Annotated in this window: 16 protein-coding genes; 4 read left to right on the top strand and 12 right to left on the bottom strand. The window is 62.2% G+C overall.

Going from position 1 to position 14,837, the window contains the following annotated elements; genetic code table 11:
* Positions 1-380: 380 nt before the first annotated feature.
* Complete coding sequence (locus JMF82_RS14310; RefSeq protein ID WP_236585482.1) at positions 381-950, bottom strand: GNAT family N-acetyltransferase; 570 nt, start codon at positions 948-950, stop codon at positions 381-383.
* A gap of 5 nt (positions 951-955) precedes the next feature.
* Positions 956-1,471 (bottom strand): hypothetical protein, encoded by a 516-nt coding sequence (locus JMF82_RS14305; RefSeq protein WP_201315239.1) that lies wholly within the window; start codon positions 1,469-1,471, stop codon positions 956-958.
* 177 nt (positions 1,472-1,648) lie between these two features.
* Here JMF82_RS14305 and JMF82_RS14300 point away from each other — a divergent pair, with 177 nt between their 5' ends.
* Entirely contained in the window at positions 1,649-2,383 is a 735-nt protein-coding gene (locus JMF82_RS14300) for a 2OG-Fe dioxygenase family protein (protein WP_201315238.1), read from the top strand.
* Positions 2,384-2,560: 177 nt separating this feature from the next.
* Here the strand turns inward: JMF82_RS14300 and JMF82_RS14295 are convergent, their stop codons facing one another.
* The 10 genes from JMF82_RS14295 to JMF82_RS14250 all read right to left on the bottom strand — a co-directional run bounded on the left by JMF82_RS14295 (position 2,561) and on the right by JMF82_RS14250 (position 10,632).
* On the bottom strand, positions 2,561-2,872 hold the full coding sequence (locus tag JMF82_RS14295; RefSeq protein WP_201315237.1) for a HigA family addiction module antitoxin: 312 nt from the start codon (positions 2,870-2,872) through the stop codon (positions 2,561-2,563).
* A gap of 957 nt (positions 2,873-3,829) precedes the next feature.
* Entirely contained in the window at positions 3,830-4,105 is a 276-nt protein-coding gene (locus JMF82_RS14290; RefSeq protein ID WP_201315236.1) for a hypothetical protein, read from the bottom strand.
* A 113-nt stretch (positions 4,106-4,218) separates the two neighbouring features.
* Positions 4,219-4,971, bottom strand: a complete 753-nt coding sequence (locus JMF82_RS14285) for a hypothetical protein (RefSeq protein WP_201315235.1) — start codon at positions 4,969-4,971, stop codon at positions 4,219-4,221.
* An 80-nt stretch (positions 4,972-5,051) separates the two neighbouring features.
* The gene (locus tag JMF82_RS14280) at positions 5,052-5,540 is read right to left on the bottom strand and encodes a hypothetical protein (protein WP_201315234.1); all 489 of its coding nucleotides are present in this window, start codon (positions 5,538-5,540) and stop codon (positions 5,052-5,054) included.
* Between the two features lie 104 nt (positions 5,541-5,644).
* Positions 5,645-6,070, bottom strand: a complete 426-nt coding sequence (locus JMF82_RS14275; RefSeq protein ID WP_201315233.1) for a hypothetical protein — start codon at positions 6,068-6,070, stop codon at positions 5,645-5,647.
* Positions 6,071-6,141: 71 nt separating this feature from the next.
* Positions 6,142-6,411 carry a CPCC family cysteine-rich protein gene (locus JMF82_RS14270; protein ID WP_201315232.1) on the bottom strand — a complete coding sequence of 90 codons (270 nt, stop codon included), beginning with the start codon at positions 6,409-6,411 and terminating at the stop codon, positions 6,142-6,144.
* 931 nt (positions 6,412-7,342) lie between these two features.
* Complete coding sequence (locus JMF82_RS14265) at positions 7,343-7,714, bottom strand: hypothetical protein (RefSeq protein ID WP_201315231.1); 372 nt, start codon at positions 7,712-7,714, stop codon at positions 7,343-7,345.
* A gap of 124 nt (positions 7,715-7,838) precedes the next feature.
* Complete coding sequence (locus JMF82_RS14260; RefSeq protein WP_201315230.1) at positions 7,839-8,207, bottom strand: hypothetical protein; 369 nt, start codon at positions 8,205-8,207, stop codon at positions 7,839-7,841.
* Between the two features lie 238 nt (positions 8,208-8,445).
* Positions 8,446-9,720 carry a Xaa-Pro peptidase family protein gene (locus JMF82_RS14255; protein ID WP_201315229.1) on the bottom strand — a complete coding sequence of 425 codons (1,275 nt, stop codon included), beginning with the start codon at positions 9,718-9,720 and terminating at the stop codon, positions 8,446-8,448.
* A 162-nt stretch (positions 9,721-9,882) separates the two neighbouring features.
* The gene (locus JMF82_RS14250) at positions 9,883-10,632 is read right to left on the bottom strand and encodes a DUF4386 domain-containing protein (RefSeq protein WP_201315228.1); all 750 of its coding nucleotides are present in this window, start codon (positions 10,630-10,632) and stop codon (positions 9,883-9,885) included.
* A gap of 505 nt (positions 10,633-11,137) precedes the next feature.
* Between JMF82_RS14250 and JMF82_RS14245 the strand changes: the two genes are divergently transcribed.
* The 3 genes from JMF82_RS14245 (at position 11,138) to JMF82_RS14235 (ending at position 14,518) form a co-directional block, all read left to right on the top strand.
* A complete protein-coding gene (locus JMF82_RS14245) occupies positions 11,138-11,830 on the top strand; it encodes a YjjG family noncanonical pyrimidine nucleotidase (RefSeq protein ID WP_201315227.1) in 693 nt (230 codons plus the stop codon).
* 109 nt (positions 11,831-11,939) lie between these two features.
* Positions 11,940-13,463: a glycosyltransferase family 39 protein gene (locus JMF82_RS14240; RefSeq protein ID WP_201315226.1), complete on the top strand. Its 1,524-nt coding sequence runs from the start codon at positions 11,940-11,942 to the stop codon at positions 13,461-13,463.
* A 149-nt stretch (positions 13,464-13,612) separates the two neighbouring features.
* The gene (locus JMF82_RS14235; protein WP_201315225.1) at positions 13,613-14,518 is read left to right on the top strand and encodes a LytTR family DNA-binding domain-containing protein; all 906 of its coding nucleotides are present in this window, start codon (positions 13,613-13,615) and stop codon (positions 14,516-14,518) included.
* The last annotated feature ends 319 nt before the right edge of the window (positions 14,519-14,837 follow it).

The raw sequence follows: 14,837 nt of genomic DNA, 5'->3' as shown, positions 1-14,837 counted from the left end.
CCATTGTAGGAGCGCACCCAGTGCGCGACCGCAGGGCCCCGCCAACACCGCTCCGTAGGCTTTTCGCGCACTGGCTACGCTCCTACAGGAACGGCCAGCGACACCAAAGCGAACCACCCGCGAAGACCAACCGCGTGGCGATCGCACCTCAACGGCGCCCACACACACCGTTGTAGGAGCGCACCCTGTGCGCGACCGCAGAGCCCCGCTAACACCACTCCATAGGCTTTTCGCGCACTGGCTACGCTCCTACAGAACAGCTCTGACCACACAAGGTGGGCCAATCACCAAGGCCAATTGCTCAGCAATCTCACCCGAACGCTCCAGCTACCCCCTTGTAGGAGCGCACCCTGTGCGCGACCGCAGAGCTGCAACACCTCTCATCCGGCCACGCCACCCGGCACTCCAACCAACACCTTCGCCATCTCCGCCGTCCCACTCCAACCCAACCCCTGGTACAACGGCCGGCCTTTCTCCGTGGCATGCAACACGGCATACCCGACCCCTCGCGCCGCAAATTCCGCATCCGCAAGGCGCATCAGCTCGCGCGCCAGGCCGCGATGCCGGTACTCGGGTTCGACAAACACATTCAGTACGTAGCCACGCTTGTCCTGCAGCGGATGCAAAGGATGCGGCGGCCAGTCGATCAGCATCAGTCCGATGCTCGCGACGGAAACACCCTCGTCCACCATCACGTAGCCAAAATACGATCCATCGCGCAACCGTGGCCCGAGCCACGCGCGGAAGTGCTCGGTCATGGGCAGCAAGACATCGTCGCCTTTGCCGGCGTCGCGAAACATCGCTTCCCGGTGCCGGCAGATGAGCTCAAGGTCGTCCACGTGAAGGGTTCTGCTATGCATGGTGATATCGAGGCAGGAATCCGGGAAGAGAGCATCGCACCGCCAAACCACCCGCACGACACCGTTTCGAAACAGAACGTCGCGCGCCAACCAAGCTAGCGAATGCGCGTGAAGTAACTTGCCTTCATGACGAGCGGGCCGTTGTTTCCAGGATAAACCGCCGTCTCGACCAGATGCTCGCCATCCGGCGTAACCGCGTAGATCCGGGTCGAAACAAGCACGCCCTCCTTCTGCAACGCCATGACCAGCACATTGGGCGCGGGTTGCCTGAACGCGCCCGTATCCGCCTCGGGACTGTCCTTGATGGCCGTGGGCGTTCCATCGAGTGACGGCGTCGACACGGAATGAACCTCCTGGCCCGGCGCATACACGATATCGACGTGCACGTTCAGCTTGCCTTCGCCAGCACGGGCAAACGTAAACGTCACGCTCTTGGGGCGCTGCCCGGGCGGCATCGGCAACCGCGACGTATCGAGCAGCCAACGGCCGAGCAGGGGAGATCCACCATTCGCACCGAGGCCGTTTGCCGCTTCGGGAGCCGCCATGGCGGTGAGCGGGGACCACGATGCAACGACAAGCGTCAGGGCCAGCGCTTTCGACAAGAGCTTCATATCCTGTCCTTCCATGTAGACATCGGTAGGGAAGCCGTGCATCTGTTGGCGAAGCGAGTATGCAGCGTCGTGACGGCAAACGCATCGACCGACCAGCCGCGCATCGCCCCGAAACCTTGGCGCAGGCATCGCGGAGCAACATCCGACGCCCGATGCCATAACCGCTATCATGCAGCCATGAACAACCGCGCGGATGCGTTCGAACCAACACTGTCGGAACAAGTGGACTCGCAAGGATTCGCCTTCGTCGACGGCGACCACATGCGCTCACTGCTGGCGGCCGACGGCGACCTGTCGGACTGGGCAGCCTTCGCACAGAGCTGGAACCACCTGGCTGTTGATGAATACCTCGCTGCCAAAGGCCGTTTCCGGCGGCGACGGCACGCGACGTTTTCCGCCACGGGCGAGGGCCCCGTGGTGCCCGAGCCTCACCAGGCGCACTTCCAGAGCCTGCAATACAACACCCTGCAAGGCGACATCCAGCGTTGGTTTGAACCCATCGACGCTTCGATCGTCCATGGCGCCACCCTTCGCACCATCTTCCGCTTCTGCCACCAGTTGTTCGGAACGCTGGCGCCGCCTTCGCGCCGCTGGCATATCGAAGTGCACCAGTTCCGCATCGAAGCGACGACGGATTCCGCCGGTGAGCCGACACCCGAGGGCAGCCATCGCGACGGCGTGGACTATGTGCTCGTGCTTCTGGTGAACCGCCAGAACATCGCCAGCGGCACCACCACCATCCACGCGCCCGACGGCACGCTGCTCGGCGACTTCACGCTCACCCATGCGCTGGACGCCGCACTGATCGACGACCATCGCGTCTATCACGGCGTGACGCCGGTGGTGCCGTTTCGTGCCGACGAGCCGGCGTTCCGCGATGTGTTGGTGGTGACGTTCAGGGCTTCGGAGTAATCGCCCGGCTGCCGCCTTGGAAACGTCGTCGCTCGCGGAAGTCATGGCGGGCTGCTCGCGCCATCACCCGCTCGCCGTGTCATCCAGCGAATGATGGAACCGTACCCGCCGTGGCGAGCAGCGCTCGCCACGCAACACGGTTGAAGTGCCAACGCAGGTTGAAGCGGTGATGCGCGATCATGTCGTTCGTCGCCGGCTCTCTTGCGCCGCACGTTTCATCGCCAGGTCGTAGCGCGCCTGCAGCACCAGCCAATAGGCCGGCGTCGGTTCCATCACGCAGGCCAGGCGCAGCGCGAACTCCGCATTGATGCGTCGCTTGCCCTGGGTGATCTGCCGCAAGGTGGACGACGAAATGCCGGTACGGCGTGCCAGCCACGCCAGCGACAGGGTGGGACGCCGCAGGTGGTCGTTCAGCAACACGTCGCCCGGGCTGCGTAACAGCACCGACGAGTCAAAGTCCATCAGCGGATCAAGCTGTATCAAGTGCATGGGGCTTCCTTTCCTGTCAGGCACGGCCCAATGACGGATCAAGCCCTACAGGCTTCCGTGTCGGCGCATGCCGGAACTGATGTAGGTAATCGCCTGGATACAGCGCCTCGACCCCTCGGCCGACACGCCGCGAGAGCGATCACCGCGCGCGGAAAATGCTCACTTCAAGCCTGTATTCAAGCCTGGCGGCGAGCACGGCGGGTTGGAAGCGGCGCCGATGGCGGCTGTGGGAATGCGCCGACACAGGCCGCTATGAGCCGCTCTGCCCGCTGAGCGCGGACTGCCGCAAATGGAAGGGAGGGTCCCATCGAGGGGAATGGACGGGCGAATACGCCTCGTATGATCGGCGATAGCCATGATCAACTGTCCTTGAGTTGGTGGTGGTCAGCGGGTCGCCTGGGGTGCCAGCTCATGCGACCCGCGCTTCACGACATTGCTGTCGAAGCCACTCGCCTCGCGTCGTTGCCGACGCCGCAGTGGCCTGGCGAAGTTAGCAAACCTCAAGCACCCCGCCTGTCAGCGATCACCACGCCACAGACCAACTCCGTGCCGACACGCCTGTCGGCACACGTTGATGCCGCAAGTCAGAGCCGACGAATAACGCGAACCCGGAGGAGGAGAGCCGGGCATCGTTATCGGCGCCGACGAGCAGGCTGTATCAGAAGACGGGCTCCGCCGCCTGCGCAAAGGTCGCCCATGAGATGAAGGACGGATCGCCTCCCGGGTCTCGACACACGAGCATGGTTTGTTCGTACGCGTGCGCCCGCATCCGGTGAGTACCTAAGCGCTGGCGTGGCTTCGCTGTGATGGGGAAGTCGCAACTGGTCTGACGTGTCTTTCGCGGTGGAACGTCCGCTTCAGATTGCAGATTAATCGGACGTTGCAACGCACCGAAGGCCGCGCGAGCGGCGGGAGTGTTGCAGCGACCGGCTGAGTCCGCAGCCCAGAGCAGGCAGTTCAGTTGCCTATATTGGTGACGACTATGGACGCCGCGATGCAGAGACCCCAGATCCCCCCAATTGATATAAGTAACAGACGACGCAACCGGAGGCCCCGATCTGTTAACAGCCGGTCGATGAACAACGCGTTGAGCGGATTGCCAAGCGTCAGATTCTCGTACTCCATGGCTCCCTTCTCAGCAAATCGCTTCCCGCCGAGCAGAAAGCAGGCCAAGAAAACTGACACGCAGACAAAGGTCGATGCTATTGCGCCGATCAGCAAGTAAAACGCCATGGCAAGCTCCCAATGTGTTGCAACGACCGTCTGAAATCGCAGTCGGAAGCAGACATTAGATGTCCATTGATTTCTTGACTTGGCTTTTCAGCATCCGCAGAGACGCGCCTCTCTTACTTCTCGATTGAAACGGAGCAAGCATCATGAAGGCCAAGAACTCGATCGTTCCCGTGCTGAAGGTCTCGATCGATAATCTGAACAGTGACGGTGAGAAACTCTTTACCCCGATGCGCGTCCCTCATCCATTTTTGACCTATTTCGAGAATGGCTAGGTCGCGGCCGAAGTAGACCAGCCGACCGCCCCCAAAAGGAACAATTGGAACGGCGTGTAACCGAGATGAGTCGGTGAACAGCCCAAAGAGAGGAAAACTGGAGAATTCCGTCGATTCGGAGCAGCCATCGAAGCTCATTTCGACCGCAAATATGGGGAGCCGATCGACCATGGCGTACGCATGCTTGGCGAGAGGCTTCTCATGTACCATATCCCCAGCCAATTCGCGCAAGTACATCGCCTCGCTCTCCGAATACTTCGATAGCTCACCAGGAAAAATGCGGGCCTCAAAGATCGTTCTTGCAAACTCCGTATCCAACGGAGTGCCTTCGCGATGCCATTGCAGATCCCGAACGAATCCGCCGGTAAGCAGCGAGGAAACGGGCAAACCCCGGATTACACAAAGCTGATGATTCGTCATCTCTGCTAGGGGAGAGATCCTGATTGCTTGTAGTAGACGGGCGCACCCTGTGGTGTCGTTGTTCTCCCATACGTGGAGATTAGCTGCCGCTTGCGCAGCAGAGCACAGGCTGACGCCGAGACACACGATCAGCCACTTCCCCCGAACTCCCATCGAATAATCCCCTTCGGTCAACTGAAGAACAATGGCGGTTGGATCACAAAGGTTCTTGTGCAGTCTTGTCCGTGATGTCCGCTCTGGGTCGCAAGCGGACCTTAAGGAATTCCCTCGCGAATGGGACGAGCGCCTTTATCGCAGCGATAAAGCGCGGCTCCGACTCGTGGTAAGAGCTCGGATGCCTCCTTCTTGGAGTCCGCCCATAGTTTCACGTAGGTTCTGTCGGGATGCTTGGGCTCCCCGGCGTCGAAGGTGCCCGAAGTGAAGCCGTAAAGTCGCTCTGCGGACGACATTGAGCTGCCGTATTCGGTGACGAGCGACATAGTTGATGGCAGTTCCTTCGCTCCAACGGCTGTCCACTTCTTGGCGTCATCCTCAAATTTGTCGGGTCCTGGGTAGCGGCTGATCTCGTAATTCACCACATGCCCATTCCTGCGGATGGTACCCATGATTCCGTCAATGCCCCTCACGAAAGTGAACTCGTATCGGGATGGATCCCGTATACAAACCTGAAAGAAGGCGCTGATGGCCTGAGGTTCATCGGCCGAGAAACAGATCATCGGCATCAGGGCGAGCACGCACAACAAGATGGCCTTCCGTAGCATTAAGCGTCTCCCATCACGGATCTTCGGTCCATACTACGGGGCATCCTAAGGGTCCGCTGTGGGTCGGAAGCGGACGTGCAGGCCGGCTACTGCGCCCGACCAGGAGGGCTAGCCGCCTCTCTCAGGGTATCTGACATCTGTTTGTCCAACTCCGGACTCCCGCTGGCCCAGGGATTCGTCTGCCTGTAGTCACTGATCGCAGAAAGAGCCTTTGATGTATAGCCACGGGGATCGCTACCGGCCTTCTTCATGCCAGCAAGTTCGGCAATTTCGCCAGTCAAACGCCACTCCAAGACGTTGCGAGCGTTTTCGACGTTTCCGGCGCGGAGCTTACTCAGTGCCGCCACGGTACTCAGGGCATCACTCGCCCTTTGCTCGTCGAGTTGCGATGAAGCCCATTGGTTCCAAGAGATACCGAATCGCACCATGTACTGCCAAACGACGTAGCCGGACAGCAATCCGCCTAGCACGGCGCCCGCGACAATCAGACCAAGAATCTTTGCCCAGCGCATGGATCACGCCCCTTTTGACTTTCGAACTTCCCATGGTCCGCTCCGGGTCGAAAGCAGACCTTCGATACACGCTAAATCCCACCAGCACCAGTCTGTGGCAGCTCGTTTTCCAGCGGAGGCCGAACGTGTGGCCGCGCTTGCTCGTCAATTGCCCCAAATATGCGGTAGTTGGCGCGCGCCCCATTCAGGCTCGGTCGATTCGCCCCACCAGCGAAGTCTGGGTTGTCTAACTGCACGTCGTCATCTTCCCAGAAGCAGACCGGGCAGATCACGAACGAACCGGGGAATGACCCATCGTCTGGCATTGTGAGATGACCGCAGCACGGGCAAGCACAACTCATATTTCCCTCCATTCCTAATGTCTGCTAAGGGTCGATAGCGGACCTTAGAGTCACAGCTAATAGGCTAGGCACGCAAGGCAATCTGCCGCCCAAGCTCCCCGTCGTCTAACGCCTCGTATTCCGAGTAGGTCGCCTCTGGCACCAGAGCAATGCCAGCCTCTCTCCCGTTCCAGTATTCGAGGTCCACACCCTGGCAGCGCGGGCAATGCATGGTCGTTGTGTACGGTCCACTTGGATCGGGATCGGCGAGCGCGGCGAGGACCTTCCACAGACGACCAGGTTCGGTTGTGGAGAGAGCCTTTCTAACCCTCTCCGGGAACGTGCCGAATGCGCTGGCGAGAACGTATGCCTTCCCATCAGGGCTACTCAGAACGAGTTCTCCGTAGCTGGAATCGATGATGCCCGGATGGCTAAACGTCTCCCGACACGACCGACATTTGGCTTCGCATGCGATGAGCTGTCTAGCCATGAACTACGATGCCTCCCAGAGAAAAGCCAATCGCTCAAAGGGTCCGCTACGGGTTGGAGGCAGACCTTGGCACAACACTTTCAATGGAATGATTGTGCCGGGCCACGCACCGCCCTAACAGGGTGTTCGGCCGGAACTATCGTCGTCGGAACCTCTGCCAATGGGCGAGCCGGCATGGCCAGCGCGCGACTCACTAGCTCTTGGTCCGTCATAGGATCGAGACATTCGACAACAAGCCACCGCGCCAGAACTGGGTCGGGACAACTGGCGCAAAAATCTATCAGGGCGCGATCGGCAGCTTCTTGATTGAGCCCATGCCTTTTGGGCTGACTCAAGACGTCCAGCATGGTCAATAGATTCTCTTTGCTCGCAATCCTGCTCATCCGCGCCTCTGTCGCTCTTCTGTCCTCGTCCTGGTGACGTCCGCCCTGGGTCGTATGCGGACATTTCCACTAACTCAAGTTACCGCCGAAAGTACTCCGCGTAGAAGTCGGACGCGTTCTCCCAGTCCGGCTCGAAAGCGTCGAGGTAGTGTCGATAGACAGCTTCTACGCGCCAGTCATTCCGCGAAACCGCGTCACGATACCGTCTTTCAAACTCTGCCTTTACCGCTGGCCACGTCAAAGCGTGCATGCACACTTCGATGAACTCGGTCGGCGCGTAGGTTGGCATGTTCAGGAATTCGAGTTCAAAGTCCCCCCGGAGCTCCGGGTGCGCGGCGATAATTTCCAGCGCCTTCGCCGCGAAGGGCAGCACATCTGGTGCATTAAAGGTCTCGTCGATCCTAACCTCAGCATCCTTGGCGAGCTGAACCACCTCAGGTAGCGGTGACATGTTCCTCCAATGCCTCACGGCGGTAGTCGCTAGGCGACCGATGAAAGGTCCGATTTGGGTCGGAAGCGGACATCTCCTGGCGCGCCAAATCCCGGTTGGCAGCGGATTGAATTGCATAGATGCCCTAAGGACCATTTACCGATCGGTAAAGGTTCTCACCGACACCCTTAAGGAAGAACAGATAAGTCTCACCGACGTTACAACATGAAGGGTTGTCTTCGGCAATATCGCCGTTGTAAAGCACCTTCATGCTTGGAGGTAACTCCCCTTTCAGTTGCGTCAGGACATGGACTGTTGCGCAAGACGCGTTCCGCGTGCACTTCTCTAGCGTCGTTTCGACGCGAGCAATCATCACGATGTCGGAATCTCGAACCTTCTCTTCGAGAGACATTTCGCGGACATGATTTGCGTGAGCGGGACCGGCCAGCCCAATGACAAAGGTGCTCAATGCGGCAATGTAAGGAGTGAGTAAGCGAGGTCCAACGCCGGTCATATGCCAGACTCCTCTCGAACGATGCCGCGCGATTGAAATTGTCTGCTTTGGGTTGCGGTTTCAGCCGTTCTCCGCCAAACAGCGTCGCGGCCGCACATGAATCCACTACGCAGCCATCAGGTCTTCGACAGCGATGCTTCCACTCAGCTCCATAGCCCGCCCTCGCCTGGAGACAGAAGCTTCGTTCCGTGCCCATGGCATGGCCGCCGCCTCTGTCGCTCCACCCGTGCGCAACCCCTCAAATCGGATCGTCGATCGACTTCGCGAGTTCGGTGAAAAGCTTCGGGCCGGTCTCGGTCATGTGCCAGCAGTCTTCCAGGCGGATGCCGAATTCGCCGGGGATGTAGAGGCCCGGTTCGTCGGAGAAGCACATGCCTGCCGCCAGCGGGGTGGCGTCGCCATGGACGAGGTAGGGTGACTCGTGGCCGTCCAAACCGATGCCGTGGCCGGTGCGGTGGGGAAGGCCGGGCAGGTGGTAGCCGGGGCCCCAGCCTTCTTTTTCGTAGTAGGCGCGCACGGCGTCGTCGATGCTGCCCACCGGGACGCCGGGCTTGGCGGTGGCCAAGGCGATCTCCTGGCCGCGCTTGACGGTGTCCCACACTTTTCGCTGCTTGGCGGTTGGCTTGCCCATCACCCAGGTGCGCGAGATGTCCGATTGGTAGCCGTGCACGGCGCAACCCACGTCCATCAGGATGACCGAGCCTTCGTGCAGGGTTTCCGGCTTGTGCGAACCGTGCGGATAGGCGCTGGCTTCGTTGATCAGCACGAGGGCGAACTCCGGCGCGCCGCCGAGGGCCACGGTGGCGGCGTTCATCATGCTGGCGATCTCGTCGGGGCGCATGCCGGGGCGGACGTGGCCATGGACGTAGCGCAGCGCAGCCAGGGTGACGTCATTGGCCGTCTGCATCAGCGCGAGTTCGGCCGGTGACTTGATCAACCGGACGGCCTTGACCAGCGCGTCGCCGGAAACCACCTGGTAGGCGCCGGCGCTTGCCTCGCGCACGCCATCGACGATGAACAGGCGCGTGGTGGCTTCGAAGGCGATCGGGCCGGAGCTGACGCCGCGGTCGCGCAGCGCGCCAACCAAACGGGCGAACGGGCTCTCGTGCTCGTTCCAGGGCCGCACGTCGCCGTTCACGGCCAGGGTCTCGCGGATCGAAGGCTCTTCAAAGGCCGGCGTCACGACGACGATATCGCCCCGGGCGGGAATCACGGCGGCGGTCGTTCGCTCGGAGCGATGCCATTGGATGCCGGTGAAGTAGTCCAGGCTCGAACCCGACTCCAGGATCAGGGCGCCGATTTTCTTGTCGACCATCAGCTGCTGCAGCTTGGCGATGCGCGCGAGACGCTCCTCCACCGAGATCGGCTTGGCGCCGGTGGTCATGGAGGTCAAGCCGGCGAGCCCGGCGGGCGCTGCCGGTGCGGCCTGCACCGGCCGGCCGGCCAGCGTGAAAGCGGTGGATGCAGCGGCAGTGGCGGTGACAACGCCAGTGAGAAAATCGCGGCGACGCATGGAGACTCCGGGCTGGTGGCGAGTGCCCCGCAGTATGAGGCCGAAGTCCGCGAGGCGACTACTGCCTGCCCGCTTTCGAAACGCGTTGGCGTCGCCGTCGCGACCAGCGGTTGAAGCCGGAGGCAATCCGATGCGCTCGGGGCCTCCGCCCTCTACGTACACCTAGCCCGGGATGGCAGCCCGCGCCTCGCCCGATGTTGCGATGCCAACGCGCTGGTTCCACTTCGTGACATTGACGCCCTTGATCAGCAGCCACAGGCAGAACGAGGTTTCACCGACAAGCGCAGGCACCAGGATGGCGGGCGTGATCAGGTCGGCGAGCTTCGGGGCGAACAGCGCGGCAAAGCAGGCGATCAGGTAACTCAAGCCGGCAAGTTGCATCAGCAGGCCGATCAGCTTGGGCAGGTAGCCGGACCTGACAATCAAATAGCCGTCCACCAGGCAGCCCACGCCAAAGAAGATCAGCGCGATATTGAAGGCGATGTCGTGCAGTATCAGGGAAACATGCGCAAGGCCCTGCACCTGCGCGGGTTCGAATGCTCCCGGATGGGCGCTTGCCAGGATGGGCGTGACGGCAAGCAGGAACAGCTTGCTCACGGCCTCGACGGACAGCGACACCAGCATGAAGAACACCGAGAGCAGCACCAGCTGCCTGTTCACCGGCCGAAGCAGCAGATAGAAGATCCAGGCCTGCGCCACGGCAAACACCGGCACGAGCAGGTTGGCGGCAACACTGAGGCTCCACAGCCCCGGTGAAGCCATGATGTTGCGGGCCGTGGCCGCAGCATCACCCGCCACCACGAGGCTGTTCATCACATAGCCCTCGGCGAAGCCGCCGAACACGATGATGAGCAAGTACAGAAAGCCGCCCAGTCGGGCATACAGCTGTGGCGAGGTTTCGATCGTTGTCATGACGCTACTTCCTTGATGGGCGGATGTTTGGACAACCCGGTGCCTCATTGGGATGGCGATGGCCGCCATGTCTCCAAGAAGCCGGATTTTCCTGTACACGTGCAAATCGAACGTGCCCGCGCCGGGTCGAAACGGGCAATGGATGCCTGGCGAACGTCGAGCGCGTGCACCTCGCCGCATGGGTGGCAGGTTGCCAGGCCACTGCCCATGTCCCGCCCCCCTGGATATCGCGATGAGGCGACGGGCGGTGGTGCATGCCCGTGACTGTCCTGCGGAACGGCAGCAGCGATGTCGCCATGCAAGCGAGGGACGACAACGGTGCCGAAGCGTATCGGCATGCGGCATGGTCGTCCATCGCTGTAGCGGGGGTCATGCCCGGGAGCATGCGTCCTGCTATTTTGGACGCGTCATGCCCGCCAGGCGGAGACCTGGCGGCCCACGCGTGAACAGGGCGGGCGCCCGCAATCGCTGCGCTTGGCGATCGCACCTGCAACGGACCGGCTCGATGACATACCAGCATTTCCTCTTTGACCTGGACGACACCCTGCTCGATTTTCGGGCGGCCGAACGACTCTCGTTCGACCAGATGGTCGATAGCTTCGGCGTGCACGCCCACGGCCCGACGATGTTCTCCGACTACCAGCGCGAGAACACCCGGCTGTGGAACGACTTCGAGCGCCGCCTGATCACCAAGGAAGCCCTGAAGATCGAGCGGTTCCGGCGCACGTTCGCCCTGCATGGCCTCGATATCGACCCTGCGGAGGCGGGCGCGCGCTATCTGGAATGCCTGGCGGAAACGGTCGTGCTGGTCGATGGTGCCGCCATGCTGTGCGAGGCGCTTTCGGGCGTGGGCGAGGTTGGCATCATCACCAACGGCATCGAGTACGTGCAGGCGAGGCGTATCGAGAAATCGGGGCTCGGCCGTTGGATCAGGTTCGTCGCCACGTCCGAAGCCTGCGGCTTTGCGAAGCCGGATGGCCGGTTCTTCCAGTACGCGGTCGAGAAGTTTTCACGCTTCAGCAAACCGGAGACCATCATCGTCGGTGACCGCCTGGATGCCGACGTGCTGGGCGCGAACCGCTTCGGCATCGACAGTTGTTGGTTCAATCCACACGGGCTGGCGAGTGACGGAGCGGCCGTCGCCACCTTCGAAGCCGCGACGCTGGCGGAGATTCACCGGGCGCTCGTGCCCGCCTAGAGAGGGATGCGACGGCTCTTTCCACTTTGGCTATCTTGGAAAGGTACAGCAGGGCCGCCCGGGCCATACAGGCATGCGGCGGATCATCGGACGGACCAAGGACGCATGCATGACTGCCACACGTATGCCGCTTTCGCGCGCAAGGGACGGCCAACCGGGAAGCGCCATGCCGGTGGTGGCCGTCGCCGTGCTCTTTGGGGTGGCCCACATGCTGACCAATGGACAGTACGGCTTTCATCGGGACGAGTGGCAGTTTCTCAGTGATGCCCAGCATCTGGATTGGGGCTTCGTGCCTTATCCGCCATTGACCGCGGCATTGGAGTACCTGGGGCTGAAGATGTTCGGCCTGTCGCTCGTGGGCCTGCGATGGTTTTCCGTGCTGGCGCAGGTGCTGGTGATCATCGCCGCCGGCCTGATGGCGCGCGACCTGGGTGGCGGTCGACTGGCACAGGTGTTTGCGGCGCTCGCGGTGGCGCTTTCGCCGTTGCCGATGTTCGAGGCGACGGAGTTCCAGTATTCCTCGTTCGACCTCTTGTGGTGGGTGCTTATCGCCTGGTGCGTGATTCGCCTGCAGCGTGATGACGAGCCACGCTGGTGGGTGGCGATCGGCCTGGTTGCCGGGCTCGCGCTGCAGACCAAGTACTCGATCGCCTTTGAGCTTGCCGGCGTGCTGGCGGGCGTGCTGCTTACCGATGCGCGGCGGTACCTCGCCAACAGGTGGTTCTGGGCCGGCGGCGCGGTCGCGCTGCTTGTGTTCATGCCGAACCTGATCTGGCTCGTCCGGCACGACTTCGTCTCCTATCACTTCCTGCAGGGGATCCATGCGCGCGATGTGCACCAGGGCCGGGCGGAGGGCTTTTTGCGCGACCAGTTCCTGTTGAATGCCAACCTGTTCGCCGCGCCGGTGTGGATCGCGGGCCTGGTTGCCTATTTCCGCAGCCGCCGCTATCGCCTGCTTGCCTGGATGTACGTGGTACCGGTGCTGTTGTTCCTGGCTGCCCAGGGGCGTTTCTATTACACCTGTGGCGCCTACCCGATGCTCCTGGCCATGGGCGCCGTGGTCGGCGAGCGGTGGCTGGGTACCCTTCGGCCCGCGAGGCGCGCCGGCGTCACCGCACTGATGTTCATCGGCGTGCTCGCCATTGGCACTTACGCGGCGCTTCGCATCGTTCCCATCGCGTCAAGTGGTCCGCTGAGGGACTTTGCGCTGCGGAACAACGGAGATCTTCGCGAGGAAATCGGCTGGGACGAACTCGTGGCGCAAGTGGCAGCCATTCGCGACGGCCTGCCTGCAGCGCAGCGGGAACATCTCCAGATCGCCGTGGGCAATTATGGCGAGTACGGCGCGATTGCCCTGCTGGGCCCGCGCTATCACCTGCCGGCGCCGATCACCACCATCAACTCCGGATGGCTGCGCGGCTACCCGCCAACGCCGCCCACCACGCTCATCGTGCTGGGTAACTCGCGCGAACGCGCCGACGAGCTTTTCACCGGTTGCCGCCTTGCCGGCCACACGAGCAACGCCTTGGGCGTCGCCAATGAGGAAACGCGCGATCACCCCGACATCTTTGTCTGCGGCCCCGCGCGCAGGCCATGGAGCGACATCTGGAAGCACGGGCCGGATTTTGGTTGAGCCGCCGCGCTGGCATCCGCTGCTGACCAGGCCTTCCTGCGCAGCCGGGGCAGGGATCGAACATCGTGCGGGTGCAGGCAAGGCTTGAAGCCGACCGTACAACGCTGCACGCTCCGCGCTGAGGTCCGGGATCCACGCCGGGGAACAGGATGAAGCAGCGGCATATCGATCTGTTGTTGGTGGCCGGTATTTTCGTGGCCTACTCGGTCACGATCCGGCTGGCGATGCACCTGGGCGTGCTGGAGAGCCTGCTTGGCGGAGCCGCCAACACCATTCCCGTGGTGGTGTTTGGCGCGATGGTACGCCGCATCATCCTGCGCGGGCTCGTAGGAAAGCCCGCCGCCGTGCAATGGCTCGCCCATGTTCCCCTGTGCGCCGCGTTCTCTGTTCTCTCCTATGGCCTGCTGATCGTTCTGCTGGGCTTGTTCAACGGCGGCGAGTCTTCCGGCTTTCTGGTCAAGCCCTTCTCGGCCAGCGGAACGGCCTGGCAAACGCTGGAGAACGTCACGACCTACGCGCTCATCGCGGCCATGTCGTACCTGCAGGCCCAACATCGTCAACACGGCCAGCCGCCCGCGACCGCCGTCGAGACGCCGCGGGCAGCCGGCGTTCCGGAGCCGCTGCCACCGGACGGGAGCGCCGGGCTGCAGCCAGACCATCGCACTGCTCCAGTCACGGTGTCGGACGACTGGGCTGCAAAGGAAAACGACGATGCCGGCATACAGCCGGAACGGTCACGCTACTTCGTCCGTATCGGCGACGAGCTCCGGCCGATCGACATGAATACGGTGGTGAGCATCGGCGGCGCGGACGACTATGCCCAGGTCTGGACGCTCTCCGGGAAGCACCTCGTCCGCATGACCTTGGCGGACTTCACCAAGTCGCTGGACCCGGCCAGGTACGTTCGCGTCCATCGTTCGTGGATCGTCAACGTGCATCGCATCACGCGGGCGGAGCCCGCCGGCGGCGGGCGACTGCTCCTGCACATGGAAACCGGGCAGACGATTTCCACCAGCCGCACGGGAGCAAGGCTGCTGCGCGACCGCGTCATTTGACCGTTCACCGGCACGGCGTGTCCGTTCGCCGACTTTCTGCCCGCAATCCCGCGCCGTCCGGAATCATGCCTCCGGCTTGGATACCGCGCCCTGCATGGGCGCAGGTCCGGAAACCGCCACGGGAGAAACGCTCCATGAACACAGTCGCCTCATCCTTGCCTGCGACAGGGCGAGTTGGCGGGCCCGCAGCCGCATCACCGGCGAACGGATCAACCACGGCACTGAGACGGGGAAGGTGCCGGGCATTTGGCGTCCTGGGGCTTCTCGCGCTCTGCGCGCCCCATTCGTTGCCTGCGCAAACCTACGCATGGAAGGCCTC

This window comes from Dyella sp. EPa41, assembly GCF_016586165.1.
GTDB lineage: Bacteria > Pseudomonadota > Gammaproteobacteria > Xanthomonadales > Rhodanobacteraceae > Dyella.
The sequence above is the reverse complement of the archived record's forward strand: the minus strand, read 5'-3'. Positions and strand labels throughout refer to the sequence as shown.